This window comes from Flavobacterium glaciei (genome assembly GCF_003350545.1).
GTDB classification, from domain to species: domain Bacteria; phylum Bacteroidota; class Bacteroidia; order Flavobacteriales; family Flavobacteriaceae; genus Flavobacterium; species Flavobacterium glaciei.
Genome location: NZ_QQBA01000001.1, coordinates 162,331 through 184,076, shown reverse-complemented (window position 1 = coordinate 184,076; position 21,746 = coordinate 162,331). Strand labels below are relative to the sequence as shown.

Genomic DNA, 21,746 nt, shown 5'->3' with positions numbered 1-21,746 from the left:
AAATAACCTACTTAAAAACCAGTCAATTTTGGCTGGTTTTTTTATTGAATATTATCTAAATTTTAAAAGTTGGTGACTTTGAGACTTTATAACTTTAGCTTATATTTGCAACTCATTAAAAGAAATTAAAATAATGTTCGACAATTTAAGCGATAAATTAGATAAAGCCTTTCATATACTTAAAGGTCACGGAAAAATCACCGAAGTAAATGTAGCAGAAACGCTAAAAGAAGTTCGTCGTGCCTTGCTTGACGCAGATGTTAACTTTAAGATTGCCAAAGATTTTACCACTAAAGTAAAGGAAAAAGCAATAGGTCAGGATGTATTGACTACACTTCAACCAGGACAATTATTGGTGAAGTTAGTAAAAGATGAATTAACAGAATTAATGGGTGGTGATGTTGCCGGAATTAATCTTTCTGGAAATCCATCGATTATTTTAATGTCTGGATTACAAGGATCTGGTAAAACTACGTTCTCTGGTAAACTGGCAAACTATCTTTTAACAAAGAAAAATAAAAAGCCATTATTAGTAGCGTGTGATATTTACCGTCCTGCGGCGATACAGCAATTATATGTTGTTGGAGATTCAATAGGAGTTGAGGTGTATTCAGAGCCAGAAAATAAAAATCCTGTAGAAATTGCTCAAAACGCAATCAAACATGCAAAAGCAAATGGATTTAATGTAGTGATTGTCGATACAGCGGGTCGTTTAGCTGTTGATGAGGAAATGATGAACGAAATAGAACGCGTTCATAAAGCTATTCAGCCTAATGAAACGTTGTTTGTAGTTGATGCAATGACAGGTCAAGATGCTGTAAATACAGCAAAAGCCTTCAACGATAGATTAAATTTTGATGGGGTTATCTTAACTAAATTAGATGGAGATACCCGTGGTGGAGCAGCAATTTCGATTAAATCGGTTGTTAATAAACCAATTAAATTCGTAGGTACTGGAGAAAAGATGGACGCCATTGATGTGTTCTATCCTATTCGTATGGCCGAAAGAATTTTGGGAATGGGAGATGTTGTGTCTTTAGTAGAAAGAGCGCAAGAGCAATTTGACGAACAAGAAGCACGAAAAATACAAAAGAAAATTGCCAAAAATGAATTCGGTTTTGATGATTTTCTTTCTCAAATTCAACAAGTAAAGAAAATGGGTAATATGAAAGACTTGGTTGGGATGATACCAGGTGCTTCAAAAGCCATGAAAGATGTAGAGATTGAAGACGATGCTTTCAAACATATCGAAGCTATTATTCACTCGATGACACCAATCGAAAGAAGCAAGCCGGCTTTAATTGATGTAAAAAGAAAAGCAAGAATTGCTAAAGGTTCGGGAACTAAAATTGAGCAAGTCAATCAATTGATGAAACAGTTCGACCAAATGAGCAAGATGATGAAAATGATGCAGGGTCCAGGAGGGAAAAACCTAATGAAAATGATGGGTGGTATGAAAGGCGGAATGCCAGGAATGAAATAAAAATGAGTCAAAAGTCGAAAGTCTTAAAGTTGTAATGATTTTAAGACTTTCGGCTTTAATACATTAAACTAAATAACAATGCAACTACTAGACGGAAAAAAAACAGCGGAAGATATTAAAAGTGAAATCGCTGTAGAAGTACAAAAAATGAAAGACAATGGGGAGAAAGTTCCTCATTTAGCAGCACTAATTGTTGGAAATGATGGTGCAAGTTTAACTTATGTAGGGAGTAAAGTAAAGGCTTGTGAAAGAGTAGGTTTTGAATCTACTTTAGTAAAAATGCCAAGTACAACTACTGAAGTAGAATTGCTTAAGAAGATTAAGGAATTGAATGAGAATAATGCTATTGATGGATTTATCGTTCAGTTGCCGCTTCCAGAACAAATCGATGAGCAAAAAGTATTAATGGCTGTAGATCCAAGTAAAGATGTCGATGGATTTCATCCTGAGAATTTTGGAAAAATGGCTTTAGACATGACTACTTTTATTCCTGCGACACCTTTCGGAATTCTGGAATTGTTAGAAAGATATGGAGTAGAAACTAAAGGGAAACATACCGTTGTTATTGGGCGTAGTCATATTGTGGGAAGACCAATGAGTATTTTGATGGGTAGAAAAGGTTTTCCTGGGAATTCAACAGTTACTTTGACGCACAGTTACACTAAAAACATTGAGGAAATTACCATTCAAGCTGATATTATTATTACGGCTTTGGGTGTTCCCAATTACCTGAAAGCAAACATGGTAAAAGAGGGAGTTGTGGTTATTGACGTTGGTATTACTCGTGTTCCTGATGAAAGTAACGAAAAGGGATATGTGATCACTGGTGATGTTGATTTTGAGCAAGTAAGTAAAAAATCATCATTTATTACTCCGGTTCCAGGTGGAGTAGGACCTATGACCATAGCAATGTTGTTGAAAAACACGCTTTTGGCAAGGGAAATGAAAAGAAATAAATAAAGACAAAATAGTTTTGATAGAAAGCCTTAAACGTGTGTTTAAGGCTTTTTTTATTTTAGTAAATGGATAATACTTTTAATACTAATATTGATTGCCAGTGTATATGGAATGAATGTGCCTAATGATTTAGAAGATAATCGATATGGAATATGGATTGTTATTTCTGTAACTGTTTTGTTATCTGCTTTTGGTGTGTTTTATTCAAAAGAAAAAGATGGTTTAGATACTTTATAAATGGGTTAAATAAATTTTATTAAAAAATAATACTATTTCTATTTTGAAATCTAAAAATAATAAATAACTTTGTAATTCAAAGTACTTTATTTATGAGTCAAAAAATTCAAGAAGATTTATCACACATTCGTTCCATGATGGAGCGTTCTTCCAGATTTATTTCGTTGAGTGGTCTTTCAGGAATATTTGCTGGGTTATTTGCATTAGCAGGTTCAATTTATGCCTATCAATTGTTTAAAAATAATGGTATTGAATATTTTGATGGTAAGCAAAAGTTGTATAGCTATGATTTAATAATCGAATTAGTAATTATTGCTTGTGGAATTTTAGTTTTAGCATTGGGATCATTTATATTTTTTACTTTGAGAAAAAGTAAAAAGTTTGATTTACCGGTTTGGACTAATACAACTAAAAAAATGTTGCTGAATTTAGCGATTCCATTATTGGTTGGAGGCGTGTTTTGTATGGCACTCTTATACCATCAATTGTTTGCTCTGATTGCTCCCGTAACTTTATTGTTTTATGGTTTAGCACTCATTAATGCTGGGAAATATACTTTTTCGGACATTAGATATTTAGGCGCTTGTGAGATTATTTTAGGATGTATTTCCCTTTTTTATCTTGGTTTTGGTCTTGTTTTTTGGGCAATAGGATTTGGAATTTTGCACATCCTGTACGGAATAATTGTGTTCAAAAAATACAAATAGAAATGGGAATCATTGATAAATTAAATAAAGATTTCGAAAGTCGGGTCAGATTAGGCATTATGTCTGTTCTGATGGTAAACGATTGGATTGATTTTACGGAAATGAAATCTTTATTAAATATCACTGATGGAAATTTAGCCAGTCATTCTTCGGCATTAGAAAAATCTGGATACATAGAAGTGAAAAAAGAGTTTGTTGGTAAAAAACCGAAAACCTCGTATCGCGTTACTAATTTGGGTCGAGCTGAATTTGTCGCGCACTTGAATAGCCTTGAAAAATTATTCAAATCTAAATAACACCCTTTTTTTAACTTTATACTTTGAAACGCAAAGTACTTTAAAATTTAAATTATGAAAAAACTACATTTTATTTTAGTGAGCAGTTTGGTTTTTACATTGCTTTTTTATAACGAAGATTTGGGTCTCAACTGGGCCATTTTCGGGATACTACAAACCGCCTTTATATGTTATTTCTTTCAAGATAAAATTACCAGTAGGGCACATCTGATTTTAGTGGTTACATCGGTTCTGTCTTGCTTTGCGTTTGCTTGGTATGGAGATTTTCCATCGTTTTTTGCTATGGTTTTGTCGATTATTTTTTTACAATTCAAAACTCAAGAACCAAAACTTAAATTGTTACAAGCTCTTCCTTTGGTGGTTATTAATGGAATCGCTTCGTTAGGCCGAATATTTATGTTCAGTCAATATCTTCCTAAACGAAAAGTCAATAACGGTTTTGCTAAAAAACTGATTGCGTATTTTGTTATTCCAGTAGTATTTCTAGGACTATTTTTAATCGTTTATTCTTTTGGAAGTGATCATTTTTCGTCTTTGTTTACTGGTTATTATTTAGATATCGATGCATGGCAAGCATTTGTTCTGACAGCTTTAGGTTTTTTTATTTCGTTTACTTTTTGGAATTATTGGATTCCTGAGGTTTGTTATGAAAAGAATAATGTATTGGACAATGATTTTAAGGCAGATGCAAAAATGCAAAATCAAAATTCATTTTCGTTTCTAGATATTGATTTTGAAAGAAGAAGCGGAGAGATTACGTTGTTTCTTTTAAATATTCTTCTTTTAGTTTTCATTGCAACTTATAATTACGAACAGTTTTTTGAAGTGGCTAAAAAATCTAACTTAAGTTCTGATACACATGAAAGAGTAACTGCCGTTATTTTTTCAATCATAATGGCGGTTGGTGTTATTTTATTCTATTTTAAAGGAGGATTTAATTTTGATGAAAAAGCTAAAAACCTTAAAAAATTAGCTAAGTTTTGGATATTCCTAAACGGAGTTTTAATTCTTAGTACAATTATTAAAAACACAGAATATGTGTCTTTTTTCGGATTGACTTATAAAAGATTGGGTGTTTATGCTTTCTTGATTTTATCAATTATTGGATTGCTTATTTCTTTTATAAAAATTACCAAGCAAAAAACGAATGCTTTTCTTTTCAATCAAATGATTTGGTATTTCTATGGAACGATTCTTTTGTGCAGTTTTGTGAATTGGGGAAATATAATTACGCATTATAATATTTCAGTCAACAAAGGAGTAGAGCCTATATTTTTATCCGGACTAAATTTTAATGATGAAATGCGTAGAGACTATTTTTTACAAAATAAATTAGATGGACAATACCTTGAAATTTCAAAAGAGAAAGAGATTAGTCGAATGCAATCTAACACCTTTTTATCAAAAGCTTTGTATTACGAATTTTTACCCAGTAATTAAATGCAAAATCCCATTCAGAAATGAATGGGATTTGTTTTTTTTAATAATCTCCTCGTCCTTTAAATCTGGGATCATCTCTTTTTATAAATTCGGTTCTTCGTTTTGGTGCTTCCGTTTTTGGTAAACTCGCTTCTTCTGTTTTGCTCGATGGTTCAATTAATTCGTTTAATTCTTTGATTTCGGCATCTGTCAAATCACGGTATCTCCCGACAGGAATATCTAGTGAAATATTGATGATTCGGATGCGTTTTAGAGCTGTTACATCATATCCTAAATATTCCGTCATTCTGCGGATTTGACGGTTTAAACCTTGTGTCAAAATAATTTTGAATGTGAATTTGCTGATTTGTTCAACCTTACATTTTCGAGTAACGGTGTCTAAAATAGGAACTCCATTTCCCATTCTATCTATGAAACGATCTGTTATAGGTTTGTTTACGGTTACCGTATATTCTTTTTCGTGATTGTTTCGGGCGCGTAATATTTTATTAACGATGTCACCGTCATTAGTCATAAAAATCAATCCTTCACTGGCTTTGTCCAATCGTCCGATAGGAAAAATACGTTTAGGATAATTGATGTAATCTACAATATTATTGCGAACATCAAGGTTTGTGGTGCATTCAATTCCTACAGGTTTATAGAAAGCAAGATAAACAGGTTTCTCATTTTTTTCACGGATTAATTTTCCGTCAATACGCACTTCGTCATTTGGGGAAACTTTTGTGCCTAATTCTGGAACGACTCCATTGATAGTCACCCGACCTTCTTCAATGATTTTATCTGCTTCACGGCGGGAGCAATACCCAGTTTCTCCTATGAATTTATTGAGGCGTTTTAAATTTTCTTCCATACTGCAAAAGTAATGAATTTGTTTGTTAGATTTTTGACTTCTTAGCCTTTTGGATTGTTAGAAAAGTTAGTTTCGATTTATTGTACTAAGTCTTCTTAGATTTAATATGCAAGTTCATATCATATAAGATGTCTGAAAATCTATTTGAACTATTTTTCTTCAAATAAAAAATGAGATACTTTTTTATACAGTTCATCGTCGTGCATGCTGTGACCTAAGCCTTTAGTTTCAATGAAAGTTACATTTTTCCAAGCTTCTGCAATTTTTTTTCCTTCTTCAAATAAAACTACTGTGTCGTCAATATCATGCGCGATAAACCCTTTTGTATTTAATTTTGATGCAAATATTTTACCAGAAAACTGTTCCAGGCTCAATTTGAAATTAGTAAGATAATGCGTTTCCAAAGACTTAGAAATTTTACTATTCAAGCTTAATAATGCGATGTAATTGTTTAAGATAATTTTGAAATCACTTGGAGCTCCCAAAATCACCATTTTTTTCACAGCATCACTTTGATAAACGGATTGATAATACAAACAGGTTTTTCCACCTATGGAATGACCAATAAGGTATTGTGGTTTGAATTTTTGTACAGCAATATGAATAAATTCTGCGTATTGAGGAATATTGAATTCTTTTCCACTGGATAGCCCGTGAGCTGGACCGTCAATAGCAATAATGGTACTTCCTGATTTTTTTAGATATGGCAATAAATTTTCCCATCGAGAAGCGTTGCTTTCCCATCCGTGAACCAGAAGTATTACAGTATCATTGCCTTTCCAAGTATAGGTGTGAAAAAAATCTTGATTAAGTTGAAACATTTCCGACTGTGCTTCCTGCAGAGTTTCCGGAAGTTTGTCTTTAGATAATTTTCCTTCTCGAGGTTCACTAAAAAAACTATACGCCAGTTGCGATGCTTTTTTTGGATATATAAAACTCAAAAGGTTAATGTATAAACCAATAGATTTAGTGAATATAAAAAATACTGTTTTTTTCATAAAAAAAAGTCCCGATGTGTATCGGGACTTAAATATAATTAGAATTTAGAAAACAACTGTTCCATTTTCTCTTTTTCTTCGTCAGCTAATACACTGTCGACTAATATTCTTCCGGAGTGTTCATCAGTAATGATTTTCTTTCTGGAAGCTATTTCTACTTGTGTCTGTGGTGGAATTGTAAAGAAAGAACCTGCAGATGCTCCTCTTTCGATAGAAACAACAGCTAAACCATTGCGAACACTTGATCTTATTCTAGTGTAAGCTGCTAACAATCTTTCTTCGATTAAAGCTTGATATTCAGCTGATTTTTCAGTTAAGAAAGCTTCTTCTTTAGCAGTTTCTGCCATGATAGCGTCTAACTCTGATTTTTTATGCTTTAAGTGATTTGATTTTGCCTCTAATCTTTCTTTTGAATTAGAAATTACTTCTTTCTTGTGTTCGATAGAAGCTTTCATTTCTTTAATTTGTTTTTCAGACAATTGAATTTCTAATTCTTGAAATTCAACCTCTTTAGTCAACGAATTAAATTCTCTGTTGTTACGAACCGTTTCTTGTTGTTTTGTGTATTTCTTGATAGCCTCTTTGTGCTCATCAATAGCATTCTTTTTTGCTTTGATAAGATCTTCGATAACTTCAAGTTCACTTTTCAATTTTTCTGAACGTGTGCTTAAACCAGCCACTTCATCTTCTAAATCTTCTACTTCTAGAGGAAGTTCTCCTCTTACGTTTCTGATTTCGTCAATTCTAGAGTCAATAAGTTGTAAATCGTAAATTGCTCTTAACTTGTCTTCAACACTTAATTCTTTCGTATTCGCCATATTCTATAAGTACTTAACTGGATTTGAATTTTCTTCTGATAAAATAACTGCAAAATTAAGGATTTTTTTCCGAAGATAATCAACAATATAATTTTTTGTATTACGTTCGCTTTCAAAATGTCCAATATCGGCTAATAAAAGTTTATTTTCGGCTTCATAATACTGATGGTATTTTAAATCAGCAGTCAAATACGCATCAGCTCCGGCTTGAATCGCATTTTTTATAGCAAAACTTCCAGCTCCGCCCAGAACAGCTACTTTTTTTATTTCCTTTCCGATAAAGTTTGAATGTCGAATACCGCCACATTGCATTTTTTCTTTTGCAAAAAGCAGAAACTCTTTTTCAGTCATGGGATTTTTCAATTCGCCAATCATTCCCAATCCAATATTTTGATGCTGGTTTTGCAACTCATAAATCTCGTACGCCACTTCTTCATACACGTGACTTTTGAATAATGCTTTTAGGATTTTGTTTTCTAAATGTTTTTCGAAAGTGACTTCGATTTTGATTTCCTCTCCTTGCACAAACTCAAATCGTTCGCCTACTTGTGGATTGCTGTGTTCATTTCCCATGTAAGTTCCTATTCCTTTAGAATTGAAACTGCAGTTTTCATAGTTTCCTATATTTCCCGCGCCAGCATCAAATAACGCATTTCGCACTTCTTCTGCATTTTCAGGAATGGTAAAAGTCACTAATTTCCGAATGAAATTTTGTTTGGGAATTAGGATTTTAGTATTTATAAGTCCTAATGCATCACTGAATATTTTATTTACGCCTTCCTGATGATTGTCTAAAGCGGTGTGAACGGCATAAATAGCAATATCATTTTTTATAGCTTTAATAACGGCGCGTTCCACGTAATTTTTACCGGTGATTTTTTTCAAACCAGAAAATAAAATAGGATGAAAACATACCACCATATTACAGTTTTTTGCAATTGCTTCTTCAATTATATTTTCTAAAGCATCATGGCAAACTAGAATTCCGGTTGCTTCGGATTCTTGATTTCCAACCAAAAGGCCTACATTATCAAAATCTTCAGCATAGGCGAGTGGCGCCATTTCTTCGAGTACGGAAATTATTTCTTTGATTTTCATGATTTTGCTACAGATTTACACAGATTCTATTTAATACAAACATTCAAAGTTATTTTTTAATTTGTGAAAATCTATGAAATCTGTGTTAGATTTTTATTTCAAAGATAATTTATTCTACTTTCGTAAAATGAATTTACTGCGAAAATTGCTGTTTCCGTTTGCCATTTTATATGGTCTGATAACGAGTATTCGGAATTTTCTTTATGATAAAGGTGTTTTTAAATCCTACCCTTTTTCTTTGCCTATAATTGCTGTTGGGAATCTTAGTGTTGGCGGAACTGGGAAAACACCCCAGATCGAATATTTAATTCGGTTACTTTCTAATAAATATAAAATTGCCACATTAAGTAGAGGATATAAAAGACAATCAAAAGGTTTTATTTTGGCGGAAGCCGGTACAAATGCAAAAAATATTGGTGATGAACCTTTTCAATTTTTTCAAAAATATCCATCGATACGAGTGGCAGTAGATGCTGATAGAAAAAATGGAATTGAGCAATTATTATCTCTTCATGAAAAGCCTGATGTTATCTTATTGGACGACGCTTTTCAACACAGGAAAGTAAAAGCAGGTTTTTACATCTTACTTACTTCATACGGCGATTTATATTCGGATGATTTTATCTTACCAACCGGAAATTTACGTGAAAACCGGAATGGAGCAGAAAGAGCAAATGTGATTATTGTAACCAAATGCCCTTTCAATCTTTCGCTAGACGAACAGAATAAAATTAAAAATAGGTTAAAAGTTGGTGCTCATCAGGAATTGTACTTTACATTTATAGCGTACGACGAATTTGTTTATGGAGAGAATCGAAAAATAAATGTAAAGGAATTTCAGGTTGCTGCCAAAGTGCTAGTAGCAGGAATTGCAAAACCGGAACCATTTTTTACTTATTTACAAAACACTAATGATGTCTGTTTGTCTTTTTCAGACCATCATAATTTTACCGAAAAAGACATTTCAGAAATTAAAAATTTAGCTCAAAACAACATTATTATCACTACCGAAAAAGATTATGTACGCTTGAAGGGAAGTTTGCCAGACGAACAACTTTTTTATTTACCAATACAAAGTTCTTTCGTTTCGGGAAGTGAAAATTTTGATAAAACAATTATAGATTATGTGGGAAAAAGTACAAGAAACGGTAAATCAGATTAAAGGAAAAATCAATTTCACACCGGAATTTGGAGTGATTTTAGGTTCAGGATTAGGGAGTTTTACAGATGAAATGAAAGTCGAGTATACGTTGCCGTACCATGAAATTGTAAACTTTCCTGTTTCGACAGTTCAAGGTCACAAAGGCGCATTGGTTTTTGGAACAATAGGAGATAAGAAAGTCGTTGCCATGCAGGGAAGATTTCATTATTACGAGGGTTATTCAATGACAGAAGTTACTTTTCCGGTGCGAGTGATGAAATTTTTAGGAGTTGAAAAATTAATAGTTTCAAATGCTTCCGGTGGTGTAAATCCTAGTTACAAAGTGGGTTCTATTGTCATGATTACAGATCATATTAATATGACACCGGAACATCCATTGCGTGGAAAAAACGATGAACGTTTTGGACCTCGTTTTGTAAATATGAGCGAACCGTATTCGCGAAAAATGATTGCTAAAGTCACTGAATTAGCTAACGAACTTGATATCGAAGTTCATGAAGGAATTTATTTAGGATTACAAGGACCAACTTTTGAAACGTTGGCTGAATACAAAATGGTAAAAATTTTAGGTGCAGATTGTGTCGGGATGTCCACCGTTCCAGAAGTAATTGTAGCACGTCACATGGATTTAGAAACTTTTGGTATTTCAGTAATTACTGATATGGGTAATGAAGAAAGTATCGGGACGATTTCACATGACGAAGTGTTAGAAGCTGCTAAAAATGCAGAGCCTAAGGTAAGAAGTCTTATTAAAGAGTTGATTTTAAACTATTAAAAACTAAATGTTTTCAGCGATTATTTTGTAAAATTCCTCTGGCACAAATGGTTTTGTGATTACATCATTCATTCCAAACGATAATAGCATTTCGCGGTTTTCATGTAATGAGATCGCAGTAAGAGCTATAATAGGCGTAGTGTTGTCAAATGTTCGTATTGTTTCAGTCGCAATTGTTCCGTTTATGCCAGGTAAGTGAACATCCATAAGAACCAAATCGAAAATTTTAGTTTTTAATAAATTGATTGCGTCTTCGCCATTGTCAATTATTTCGCAGATAATTCCTTTATTATCTAGCATTTTCCTAGTAACCATTTGGTTGATTTTATTATCCTCAACCAATAAGATTTTCTTATTTAGTAATTTAGCCGCATTATATTTAATGATTGGTTTTTTTTCCATTTGTGATTCCTGTTGCGGACTTATTTGGAATTCTAAGTCAAATGTAAATGTAGATCCTTCACCTACCACACTTTTAAGTTTGATATGTCCGCCAAGGATTTTGATTAGTTTTTTTACAATAGTCAATCCTAAACCGGTGCCGCCATATTTGCGATTTACTTCTATTGAGCCTTGTGAAAAACTATCAAAAACACTTGCTAATTTATCTTCAGGTATACCTATGCCAGTATCTGTAATCTCAAAATACAAATTAGCTTTTTTATCCTCTAATTTTTTTAAATTAGTAATAACCGTAACTGTTCCGTTTTTTGTAAACTTCAAGGCATTATTGATCAAGTTCAGTATGATCTGTGATAATTTTGTGGGATCACCAATCAAATAGTCAGGGATTGAAGCGTCGATTTCAAGTTTAAAATTATTATTGTTAACCAAGGCCAATTCCTTTAAAGAATGTTTGATGTCCTTTAATAATTCTTTCAGATTAAAACTGGTGTATTCGATTTCACATTTCTGAGAATCAATTTTATTTATTTCTAAAATTTCATTAATAAACTTTGTCAAATAATCTCCAGAAAATTTTAACGAAGACAAATAGTCTAGTTGATTTTTCTTTGGGTTTTCTTCCAATAATAAATGAGTAATACCATTGATGGCATTCAAGGGAGTACGTAGTTCGTGGCTTACAGTTGATAGAAATTCAGATCTCGCTTTTGATGCTTTTTCTGCTTTATCTTTTGCAATTTCTAGTTCTTTGTTTTTTTCTTGCAATAATAAATTAGACTGTTTTTTAATGATGTTATTTTTGTACAAGGATAAACTTAATAAAGATAAAATTGAAATTAAGGCAATGGCAAAAATACTGATTAGTTTAGAAAATTTATTTGCTTTTTCTTGTTCCTTATTTTCATATTCAGTTTGTGCTATTTCTTTTAATTTTTCAGACTCTTTGAATTTTTTGTAATCATCTATGCCAAGTCTTTCATTATTCAAAATTGTAATATTTTCTTTTAAATTAAGATGTTGTTTTAAATAGAAATACGCATTATTTTTATCTAACACTTTTTCATAAACAACACTTAATGCCAGTAAAATATTTGATTTTTGTTCTAAATTTTCAGATTTACTATTTAAATCTAACGCTTTGTTGAGATAGTTTAAAGATAAATTGTTTCTTTTTCGTTTGGCTTCAATTTGTCCTAGTTGATAGAAAGCTTCTGCTTTAGTGTATCCTAAAATAGCATTGTCAGTTTTTGCAATTATACTTTTAAAAGACGATATTGCTAACTCTAATTGATTATTAGCTTTGAAAATTAAACCTTTTTGAAGGTTTAGTAACTCAGTAACTTCAGAGATTTTTAATTTATCATTAATTGATCTGGCTCTCTCAAAATAAATGGGAGCTTTATCATAATTTTGCTTTTGCATATAACACAGGCCAATATGATAGTAGGTTGCAACTTGCTCTGAACTTGGTTCGAAATATGAAAATAATGCAGCGCTTTTTAGTAACGTATCTATTGCATCATCGAATTTCTTTAAATCAAAATATATTTTTCCAAGATTCAAATTTTGTTGGGCTTGGTCTTTAATCTTTTTGTTTTTTTCTGCATAAAGTATTGCTTTTTGTGTATTTAATAAAGCATCTTTATAGTTATTTTTTTGAATAAATGCGTTGCTCAAGCTGCTATAATAAGCGGTGCTATCCGTTTTATCATTTGGTTGAGCAATCAGTATAGTGCTAAAAAAAAGTAAGTAAACGAAAAAATATTTCATTTGCTGCTGATTTTTTTGTGAGTTATTTTATTTTTTTGTCAGAAGAATTAAATCAATAATTCTCGACGAGTAGCCTATTTCATTATCATACCACCCGACTACTTTTACCATTTTATCGATAACAGAAGTTAGTTGAGCATCAAATATACATGAATTTTTATTGCCAATTACATCAACAGAAACAATTGGGTCTTGAGTGTAGTCTAAAATCCCTTTTAAATTTGTTTGTGCGGCAATTTTGAAAGCTGTGTTAATCTCATCTATGGTTACAGCTCGTTTTACATTAAAAGTGATATCAGTCAAAGAGCCATCCGGAACGGGTACTCGTATTCCACAACCGCCAATTTTACCTTCAAACTCAGGAAATATTTTTGTCAATGCTTTTGCCGCTCCAGTTGTTGTGGGAACAATAGATTGACTTGCACCGCGAGCACGACGTAAATCTTTATGAGGTTGATCGTGCAAACTTTGGTCTGTTGTGTAGGAATGAATGGTGGTGATATACGCTTGTTCTATACCGCAAAGTTCATTAATCACTTTAATCATTGGAGCTGCATTATTAGTAGTGCAACTAGCATTAGAAATTATGGTTTCAGTTCCATTAAGTATAAAATCATTTACCCCAAGAACTACCGTTTTTATAGTATCTACTTCTGAAGGAGCAGAAAGAATCACTTTTTTGGCGCCAGCGATAATATGGGAATTCAATTCTTCAAAAGTCTTGTACTTACCCGTCGATTCTACAACGTAATCAATGTCTAAACTTTTCCAGTCTAGGTTTGAAATACTTTTTTCGTGAAAAAATAAGAAATGATTTCCATCTACGAGAATGCCTTTTTCGTCATCGCTGACCGCAAATGGTAAAACGCCGTGGATGCTGTCATATTTCACTAAATGCGCCATTGTTTTTTTATCGGCAATGTCATTTATGGCAACAACTTCTATTGAGGGATGGTTCAAAAGTAATCGGAACAAATTCCTGCCGATTCTTCCAAAACCATTTATGGCAATTCTTATCATAAGTCTTAAAGTCTTAAAGTATCAAAGTAAGAAAGTCAAGATATCAAGCCTTTCGACTTTCTGACTTTACAACATTCGACTACAATATATGTTTTTGTGCTTTGTACGAAGAACGAACTAATGGGCCACTTTCAACATGACGGAATCCTAATTCCAAACCAAATTGCTCGTATTTAGCAAATTGTTCCGGCGTTATAAATTCCTTTACGGGCAAGTGTTTTTTGCTCGGCTGCAAGTATTGGCCGATGGTAACAATATCCACATTAGCTTCGCGCAAATCACGCATGGTTTGGTACACTTCTTCTTCTTGTTCTCCAAGACCAAGCATAATACCCGACTTTGTTCTATTAATTCCTTTTTCTTTTAAGTAACGCAATACTTCAAGACTTCTGTCGTATTTTGCCTGAATACGTACTTCGCGTGTTAATCTGCGGACGGTTTCTACATTATGAGAAACTACTTCAGGATTTGCTTCAACGATTCTATCAATGTTTCTTTCGATACCTTGAAAATCTGGAATCAGAGTTTCTAGCGTTGTGTTAGGATTCATTCTGCGAATAGCTTTTACGGTTTCAATCCAAATAATTGAACCTCCATCTTTCAAATCATCTCTGTCAACACTTGTAATTACAGCGTGTTTGATATTCATGATTTTGATAGAACGTGCCACTTTTTCAGGTTCATCCCAATCTACAGTTTCTGGTCTTCCGGTCTTTACACCACAAAAACCGCATGAGCGAGTACACACATTTCCTAAAATCATAAATGTTGCTGTTCCTTCGCCCCAGCATTCACCCATGTTTGGGCAACTTCCGGAAGTACATATCGTGTTCAAACTATATTTATCAACTAAGCCACGAAGCTCAGTGTATTTTTGTCCAATTGGGAGTTTTACTTTCAGCCATTTAGGTTTAGCTACGCTCGTTTCGGCTCCGCCTCGGGTCTCTACAGGTAAAGTATTTTCTAAAACAGTTTCCATATATCAATTTTCAGAGCACAAAGATAAGGAATGTAGTTTATTTGTGGATTCCTTTATATGTTTATTTGATGAAAGAGAAGCCTACGATTTTAGTGTGTAAAATTTACTTGTTTTAAGGAGTATTCTAAATCAAATTTTGTTTACTGCAAGCAAAATGTAACTGTAAATATAATTTGCCGAACTCCAAAATTCAATATTGTTTTTGTGTAGTAATCAGTTGTAGATTTAACTTTTTACTGGTTTAAAATAGAAAGCATAAAATAATATGGATAAAAAAAAGCTTCAAAATTAATTGAAGCTTTTGTGTTTAATTCATTTGTATCGTAATGGGAAGATTATATGCAGTTCGCACTGGTTTTCCAGCAATCATTCCGGGTGTCCACTTTGTTTTTAAGGATTTCAATACGCGAACAGCTTCTTTGCCTAAACCATAGCCAGGATCTCTTTTAACTTGGATGTCTGTCATGCTTCCGTCTCTTTCAATTACAAAAGAAACATATACTCGAATTGATCCGCTGCCATCTATTTCTTGTTTTTCAAAGTTATTTCCAACATAATTATAAAATTTGTTAATTCCGCCAGGGAATTCAGGTAGTTTATCGAGAGTTACGCTACTAACAATTGTATTACCCAGATCAACAGGTTTTACTGTTTCGATTCCTGTTTCTGTAGAAGAAGTTGGATTAATTCCTATAGTCCCAGTACCTTCACTGTTTGTATTTGATGCACTAGTATTATCGGTGTTTTTTGCAATCTCTTGATTTGCTTGTGAGGCCTGAACAATTACAGGATTAACAAGTTGGTCGTTTTTAACTTGAATATCTATACTTTTGGTTTTTATCTCTGGAAGAATTTTTTTTTCTTCAAGCTGATTAGGAATTATGTTTGTAATTTTGATCACGGTATTGGTAAGTTCAGGTATACTTATCGGGATTCCTTTATTAGGATTTAAATAGTTAATGATTATGGGAATACTTATTGCCGCTGATAAAAATAACACACCCATAAATAGTGCTGACAATGCAGTTTTAGTACTTTCCTGGCGTAATTGATACGCGCCATATTCTTTGTTTCGATCTTGAAATACTAGGTTGATCCAACCGGTCTCGTAAATGCTTAGTTTTGACATAATTTATGGATTTAGTGGTTAAGTACAATTAAATCATAAGCAGAGATGTTTTTTATTACATAACGTGTAAAACTAATTTTCTAGTATATAAATTTAATAATTTTTTTTGTTTTTAGTTGAATTATATTTAATTATTTAACTTAAACATTATTTTATTGTTTTCTTTATAAGTATTATGGAGTAGATATTCGCAAAAAAAAGCGCATTCAAATTAATAAAGGCGCTTTGTAGAGTATGTAAGTAGATTAATTATTTTGTTTAGAGTATTGCTACCTTTTATTCTGAATAATTTCAGCCAGAAGTTTTTTGGCACGAAGTAATTTAATCTTCACATTACTCAAAGGTTCATCAATTTTATTTGCGATTTCCTGGTAACTCATTTCCTGAAAATAGCGCAACTGAATCACTTCCTGATAATGTGGCTTTAATTCTTTTATGAATTGCAATAGCCGAGAAAGATTTTGTTCAGTAATCAATTCATCTTCTGCAGATGGAGTTGTATCTGCAATATTGTAGGCTTGCTGATCTTGATCATCAGTAATTTCTACAAATAGACTTGATTTCTTTTTTCGTAATAAGTCGATGTGTACGTTTTTTGCAATTGCAATGAGCCAAGTGTTGAACTGAAATTCCGAGTTGTAAGTACCTATTTTATCAAATGCTTTCGAGAATGTTTCGATGGTAATATCCTCGGCATTTGTTTCGTTTTCGGTGCGTATTAACATAAAACCATACACTTCATTCCAATAATAATCCAATAGAAAAGTAAAGGCAATTTGATCGCCTTGTTTTGCTTTTTCTATTTGTTTGTTTATTTCCAATGTACTGGTTTTGAGAATATATTAGTTATAAAGATATTGATTTGCGTGATGACAAGTGCTAACTCAACAATAGGATACCAGAATTTGATATCATTTTCTTTTAGTTTTCCTGCTGAAAAACCTACCACAATCCATGCCACAAGATAACGTAATGCAATTAAACTTAAAACTAATATCCATTGAAATTGAAATGCTAACAAAATAATAGGCAGTACAATGAACAGTAATTGCGAACAGTAGAACGCTCCTAATTGTAATTTATCGAATGGTTTATAATAATTTGCCGTAGCAATATGTCTTCTTTTTTGGACAAACCAGTCTTTATAAGTAGTCTTTGGTTTAGAAAGCGTAAAACTTTCGGGAGTGTAGGCAATTGTTGTGTTTTTAGCTTTTGCCGCTTGGTTTACAAATAAATCATCATCTCCAGAACGTATCTGCATGTGTTCGATGAATCCTTTTACATTGAAAAATTCTTCTTTTTTGTAGGCTAAATTTCTTCCAACGCCCATGTATGGATATCCAATTTTTGCCCATGAAAAATATTGAATTGCTGTCAATAAAGTTTCAAAACGAATTATTTTATTCAGAAAAGAATTTGGGATTTTTTCATATTTACCATAACCCAAAACAATTGTTTTTTGCATTGTAAATTGAGAACTCATAGCAGTTATCCATTCTTTTGTTGTTGGGTAGCAATCAGCATCGGTGAATAGCAAATAATCTTTTTTAGCGGCTTTTATTCCTAATGTCAAAGCGTATTTTTTGTTTCCCCAAAAAGCTTCGTTATTTTCTACTTTTACTAAACGAACATTTGGATATTGCTTTTCAAAACCTTCAAAAACATCTAAAGTAGCGTCACTTGATGCATCATCAATCAGTACAATTTCAAAATCAGGATAGTTTTGTTCTGCTAGTAGAGGAATAAAGTTTGCGACATTTTCCTCTTCGTTTTTAGCACAAACAATCACCGAAATTGGGATCCTTTTTGGTGTTATTTTTTGTGTTTTAGCGAAAGCAAATTTCCCAAAAGCGCCTAAATAATACGAAATTTGAACAATAACAATAAAAATAAAAAAGTAAAGAATTAGTATAAGCATCTGAGTTTAATGAATTTTTTAAATCGAGTGCAAAGGTATGAATAGAATTGTGATTTGTTAAATACAATCTGTGAATTTCGAAAGAATTTATATTGGGCATTTCTTCATCCCATTTGCAATAGCAATGGACTGATTTGAATTTACTTTTTCTAATTCAGAAATGATGTTTTGTTTGTTTTTTTCGTCTCTGTTCTGGGACATTTTTTTTGTAGCTTGTATTTCAGTAATCTCAATTTCAAACGCAACAATACCTCGGGATTGCATCATGGTTTTCTGAGACAAATCTTCAATGCGAACTGGGTTCTCTGAATTTTGTTCGTACTTATCCACTAACTTTTTTAAGGATTCTATGACGGCTTCGCCTTCAATAATTTTGATTTTTCCATACACATGAACGGCAATATAGTTCCATGTAGGTACATTTTCATGGTCGTACCAAGAGGAAGAAATATAACTGTGAGGTCCTGAAAATACTGCTAAAATTTGGTCATTTTCCATGAAGCCATTCCATTGTGGATTTTCTTTAGATATATGCCCGGATAAAATGTCTTTGCCTTCTTTGTTGGTTTCCAGTTCTAGAGGAATATGCGTAGCACACAATTTTCCATTTGTTTGATTGATTAGAATTCCAAAACTATTTTCTTGCAGAAACTTTTTGATTTCTTCTTGATTTTCGTTTTTGTAAATTTCTGGAGTGTACATCTTTAATTTTAAAATTAGGATTTAGAAGTTTTGAAATACTATTTTGGTATTAATAATCTGAAATTAATATGTATTTCCGATTTTTTTTTTTTTTAAACTGAAAACTGCGACTGAACACTGCCAGCTGAAATCTAAATCACATTTACTTCAGCTTCAATATGAATACCGAATATTTTGAAAACTGTTTCCTGAATATCTTTTGAAACATTCAAAATTTCCTGACCTGTTGCGTTTCCATAATTCACTAAAACCAAAGCTTGGTTTTTATGGATTCCGGCATCACCAAAACGTTTTCCTTTGAAGCCTGCTTGCTCGATTAGCCAGCCAGCGGGAACTTTAACTTCGGTTTCAGAAATATCAAAATACTTCATTTCAGGGAATTGCTGATGTATTTTTTTGAAATCTGATTTCAGTAGTATTGGATTTTTAAAAAAACTACCACTGTTTCCCAGTTCTTTTGGGTCTGGTAATTTGCTTTGTCGAATGGCAATTACGGCGTTACTGATATCTTTTAAAGTAGGATTTGTGATGTTATTTTTAGCTAATTCAGATGAAATATCTCCGTACAAAATATTAATTTTATGATTGTTTTTTGTCAATTTAAAAACAACCGATGTGATAATGTATTGATTTTTAGCTTCATTTTTGAAAACGCTTTCTCGGTATCCAAAATTACATTCTTCGTTAGTAAACGTCTTTATTTCCTGACTTTCTATCGTCATTGCTTCGCAGGAAACAAAAGTATCTTTTATTTCGGTACCATACGCACCTATGTTTTGTACCGGCGTAGTCCCTACGTTTCCGGGAATAAGTGACATGTTTTCTAATCCACCCAAATTCTGATCAATAGTCCAAAGCACAAATTCATGCCAACTCTCCCCAGCCTGACTTTCGACCCAAACAAAATTATCATTTTCTTCAATAATTTTCTTGCCTTTTAAATCGATATGAATGACAAGCGCATCAATATCCTTTGTCAAAAGCATGTTACTTCCACCGCCTAAAATAAATTTTTGAGTGGTCTTATTTTCTTGCAAAACATTTTTCAATTCCTGCACAGAATGTATTGCCACAAACTTTTTTGCTTTGGCTTCAATGCCAAATGTATTGTATTTTTTTAGTGAAAAATTAGATTGTATTTCCATAAAAGAAAGTGCGTTTTGTATTGTTTAATCCTATGTCAAAAATATGAATTAAAATTTAGTTGTTGGTGAATTTTGTCAATCAGACAGAATCTATTAATTCAGGAACAGCTTATTTTACATTTAATCCATCGATTATCTCGTGGTATTTTTGGGCGATAATTTTCATATTGGTAGAGTAGTCTGCATTTTTTTTTATAAATATTCTATTTTTCAAAACGGCTTCATTTCTTTGTTTATTGTTTTCAAATGCCCATATTAATTCTTCTGCGAGCACTTTATAATCGTCAACTGGAACTAATTGGCCATTTTCTTTATGTTTAATCCAACTTTGATTTCCTGCAATATCACTAACTATCGGATAGCAATTTGTAGCCATTGCTTCAAATAATGAGGCTGAAACACCTTCGGTTATGGGCATACTAATATATATGTTAGATTCTTGTAATAGTTTTGGTAATTCAGTATTTGGGATTCTTCCTGTAAATTTCACTTTATTTTCGATTCCTAAATTTTTTGCTAAGTTTTTCAATGTTTCAAGTTGTGCTCCGTCTCCTATAATCGTCAATACAAAATCTGTTCCTTTTTGATTTAGAATTGCAAATGCTTTTAAAATAATATCATGGCGGTATTCTGGTAGTAATGAACGCGTGACTATAGCACAGATTTTTTCAGGATTGGCACTGTTTTGATTGCTAAATTTCTCCAAATCAATTCCCTTAGGCAATATCAAGACTTTATTCATATCTACTTTGGCTTCCATCATAGAAATAGTCATCACGGGTCCCCAAGCATGAATTAAATCCGCTTTTTTAAACGCATAATTTTGAATCATTTTTTTTAACGGGAGTAAAATGGAAGTTTCAGGCCACAAATCTGTTCTGCCTTGTTGTGCGATCGCAACAGGTTTTACTCCTGATAATGCAGCAAGAAAGCCGTAGCTGGTGGTTCGTTCTGCAATAACCATATCCGGTTTCTGCAATTGAATTAATTTTCTGATTTTGAAAATAGCCAATTCAAATTCAAAAATCCTTAAAATTCGGTTTTTAAAACAATCGCTGGGCATTTTTAATTCCCAAGTGATAATTTCAAAATCGCCAAATTCCTTGAGTCCGTTCATCCAAGTGATGGCATCGGCTCTGTAGGATTCTCCAAGAAAAAGTATTTTCCTTTTTTTCATTGTGATTATTCCGACGTTAAGGCGCGATTAATGAAATCGTTCAATGGTTTTAGCGCAATCAGTTTTTGACTCATTACAGCAACAAAATCTTTTTTGGATGCTGCGCTGAATTCAATTTTTTGAGTAGCTTCAAAACTCTTTAGTTTTAATAATTCTATCGCTGGATGTTCTTTGTCGTAGCCTCTTGGTGGGTTTTTTAAAGTATCTTTTTCATTTCTATCAAAATCGCCAAATTCTCTTTTGAAATCTTTTTCATCAAGAATAGCCTCTAAATCATCATGGAAAAAAGCAATTTCTTTGCGCATTTTTTTTAAATCCTCGGATTCTGGACAGTATAAACCACCAGCAATAAAACTGGCGCCTTTTTCTAGGTGAATGTAATAACCAGAACGATTCAGACCTTTTGCACCAGACGAAAGCCAGATTCCCAAATGAGATTTGTAAGGTGTTTTGTCTTTAGAAAACCGAATGTCGCGATTGATTCTGAACGTACAATTTTTAACTTCCAGCATTTCCAGTGATGGATCTAGTGGTTTCATAGCGTCCAGTAAATCAGCAACTAATTGCTGGTAATCTTTCTTGAAAGCTTCGTAGCGTTTTTTATTTTCTAAAAACCAATCTCGGTTGTTATTGGCTTTTAAATCATCCAGAAATTGTAGTGTTTCTTTTGAAAGCAT

General features: G+C 32.7%; 22 protein-coding genes. 8 read left to right on the top strand and 14 right to left on the bottom strand.

The genetic code is table 11. The annotated features are described in order from the left end of the window. The first annotated feature begins 133 nt into the window (after positions 1-133). The 6 genes from ffh to DFR66_RS00825 all read left to right on the top strand — a co-directional run bounded on the left by ffh (position 134) and on the right by DFR66_RS00825 (position 5,120). Positions 134-1,483 carry a signal recognition particle protein gene (gene ffh / locus DFR66_RS00845; RefSeq protein WP_114752973.1) on the top strand — a complete coding sequence of 450 codons (1,350 nt, stop codon included), beginning with the start codon at positions 134-136 and terminating at the stop codon, positions 1,481-1,483. 78 nt (positions 1,484-1,561) lie between these two features. Continuing rightward, the gene (locus DFR66_RS00840) at positions 1,562-2,443 is read left to right on the top strand and encodes a bifunctional 5,10-methylenetetrahydrofolate dehydrogenase/5,10-methenyltetrahydrofolate cyclohydrolase (protein WP_114752972.1); all 882 of its coding nucleotides are present in this window, start codon (positions 1,562-1,564) and stop codon (positions 2,441-2,443) included. An 87-nt stretch (positions 2,444-2,530) separates the two neighbouring features. Next, a complete protein-coding gene (locus DFR66_RS13820) occupies positions 2,531-2,677 on the top strand; it encodes a hypothetical protein (protein ID WP_158634627.1) in 147 nt (48 codons plus the stop codon). Positions 2,678-2,769: 92 nt separating this feature from the next. Further along, positions 2,770-3,384 carry a hypothetical protein gene (locus DFR66_RS00835; RefSeq protein ID WP_114752971.1) on the top strand — a complete coding sequence of 205 codons (615 nt, stop codon included), beginning with the start codon at positions 2,770-2,772 and terminating at the stop codon, positions 3,382-3,384. Positions 3,385-3,386: 2 nt separating this feature from the next. Continuing rightward, a complete protein-coding gene (locus tag DFR66_RS00830; RefSeq protein ID WP_114752970.1) occupies positions 3,387-3,680 on the top strand; it encodes a winged helix-turn-helix domain-containing protein in 294 nt (97 codons plus the stop codon). Positions 3,681-3,734: 54 nt separating this feature from the next. Continuing rightward, positions 3,735-5,120, top strand: a complete 1,386-nt coding sequence (locus tag DFR66_RS00825; protein ID WP_114752969.1) for a DUF4153 domain-containing protein — start codon at positions 3,735-3,737, stop codon at positions 5,118-5,120. A gap of 40 nt (positions 5,121-5,160) precedes the next feature. Here the strand turns inward: DFR66_RS00825 and rluF are convergent, their stop codons facing one another. The 4 genes from rluF to DFR66_RS00805 all read right to left on the bottom strand — a co-directional run bounded on the left by rluF (position 5,161) and on the right by DFR66_RS00805 (position 8,887). After that, on the bottom strand, positions 5,161-5,973 hold the full coding sequence (gene rluF / locus DFR66_RS00820; protein WP_114752968.1) for a 23S rRNA pseudouridine(2604) synthase RluF: 813 nt from the start codon (positions 5,971-5,973) through the stop codon (positions 5,161-5,163). A 149-nt stretch (positions 5,974-6,122) separates the two neighbouring features. Continuing rightward, positions 6,123-6,971 (bottom strand): alpha/beta fold hydrolase, encoded by an 849-nt coding sequence (locus DFR66_RS00815; RefSeq protein WP_114752967.1) that lies wholly within the window; start codon positions 6,969-6,971, stop codon positions 6,123-6,125. Positions 6,972-7,009: 38 nt separating this feature from the next. Beyond that, on the bottom strand, positions 7,010-7,789 hold the full coding sequence (locus tag DFR66_RS00810; RefSeq protein WP_114752966.1) for a zinc ribbon domain-containing protein: 780 nt from the start codon (positions 7,787-7,789) through the stop codon (positions 7,010-7,012). A 3-nt stretch (positions 7,790-7,792) separates the two neighbouring features. Further along, complete coding sequence (locus DFR66_RS00805) at positions 7,793-8,887, bottom strand: Nif3-like dinuclear metal center hexameric protein (RefSeq protein ID WP_114752965.1); 1,095 nt, start codon at positions 8,885-8,887, stop codon at positions 7,793-7,795. Between the two features lie 127 nt (positions 8,888-9,014). Here DFR66_RS00805 and lpxK point away from each other — a divergent pair, with 127 nt between their 5' ends. Together lpxK and DFR66_RS00795 are read left to right on the top strand one after the other, a co-directional pair. Continuing rightward, on the top strand, positions 9,015-10,049 hold the full coding sequence (lpxK, locus tag DFR66_RS00800) for a tetraacyldisaccharide 4'-kinase (protein WP_114753172.1): 1,035 nt from the start codon (positions 9,015-9,017) through the stop codon (positions 10,047-10,049). After that, entirely contained in the window at positions 10,012-10,824 is an 813-nt protein-coding gene (locus DFR66_RS00795; RefSeq protein WP_114752964.1) for a purine-nucleoside phosphorylase, read from the top strand. Before lpxK ends, DFR66_RS00795 begins: the two co-directional genes overlap by 38 nt. Positions 10,825-10,827: 3 nt before the next feature. Here the strand turns inward: DFR66_RS00795 and DFR66_RS00790 are convergent, their stop codons facing one another. From DFR66_RS00790 to DFR66_RS00745, 10 genes are all read right to left on the bottom strand, one after another. Beyond that, a complete protein-coding gene (locus DFR66_RS00790; protein WP_114752963.1) occupies positions 10,828-12,999 on the bottom strand; it encodes a tetratricopeptide repeat-containing hybrid sensor histidine kinase/response regulator in 2,172 nt (723 codons plus the stop codon). Between the two features lie 27 nt (positions 13,000-13,026). Further along, on the bottom strand, positions 13,027-14,019 hold the full coding sequence (gap, locus tag DFR66_RS00785; RefSeq protein ID WP_114752962.1) for a type I glyceraldehyde-3-phosphate dehydrogenase: 993 nt from the start codon (positions 14,017-14,019) through the stop codon (positions 13,027-13,029). 79 nt (positions 14,020-14,098) lie between these two features. Next, entirely contained in the window at positions 14,099-14,998 is a 900-nt protein-coding gene (gene lipA / locus DFR66_RS00780; protein ID WP_114752961.1) for a lipoyl synthase, read from the bottom strand. 307 nt (positions 14,999-15,305) lie between these two features. Beyond that, a complete protein-coding gene (locus tag DFR66_RS00775; RefSeq protein WP_114752960.1) occupies positions 15,306-16,127 on the bottom strand; it encodes an energy transducer TonB in 822 nt (273 codons plus the stop codon). Positions 16,128-16,396: 269 nt separating this feature from the next. Further along, positions 16,397-16,948, bottom strand: coding sequence for an RNA polymerase sigma factor (locus tag DFR66_RS00770; RefSeq protein WP_114752959.1), 552 nt, complete (start codon positions 16,946-16,948; stop codon positions 16,397-16,399). Further along, complete coding sequence (locus DFR66_RS00765; protein ID WP_114752958.1) at positions 16,939-18,045, bottom strand: glycosyltransferase; 1,107 nt, start codon at positions 18,043-18,045, stop codon at positions 16,939-16,941. The genes DFR66_RS00770 and DFR66_RS00765 overlap by 10 nt, the downstream gene beginning before the upstream one ends. A gap of 87 nt (positions 18,046-18,132) precedes the next feature. Further along, positions 18,133-18,747: an FMN-binding negative transcriptional regulator gene (locus DFR66_RS00760; RefSeq protein WP_114752957.1), complete on the bottom strand. Its 615-nt coding sequence runs from the start codon at positions 18,745-18,747 to the stop codon at positions 18,133-18,135. 131 nt (positions 18,748-18,878) lie between these two features. Beyond that, entirely contained in the window at positions 18,879-19,892 is a 1,014-nt protein-coding gene (murB, locus tag DFR66_RS00755) for a UDP-N-acetylmuramate dehydrogenase (RefSeq protein ID WP_114752956.1), read from the bottom strand. Positions 19,893-20,001: 109 nt separating this feature from the next. Beyond that, complete coding sequence (locus DFR66_RS00750; protein ID WP_114752955.1) at positions 20,002-21,069, bottom strand: glycosyltransferase; 1,068 nt, start codon at positions 21,067-21,069, stop codon at positions 20,002-20,004. A gap of 5 nt (positions 21,070-21,074) precedes the next feature. Next, complete coding sequence (locus DFR66_RS00745; protein WP_114752954.1) at positions 21,075-21,746, bottom strand: DUF2461 domain-containing protein; 672 nt, start codon at positions 21,744-21,746, stop codon at positions 21,075-21,077.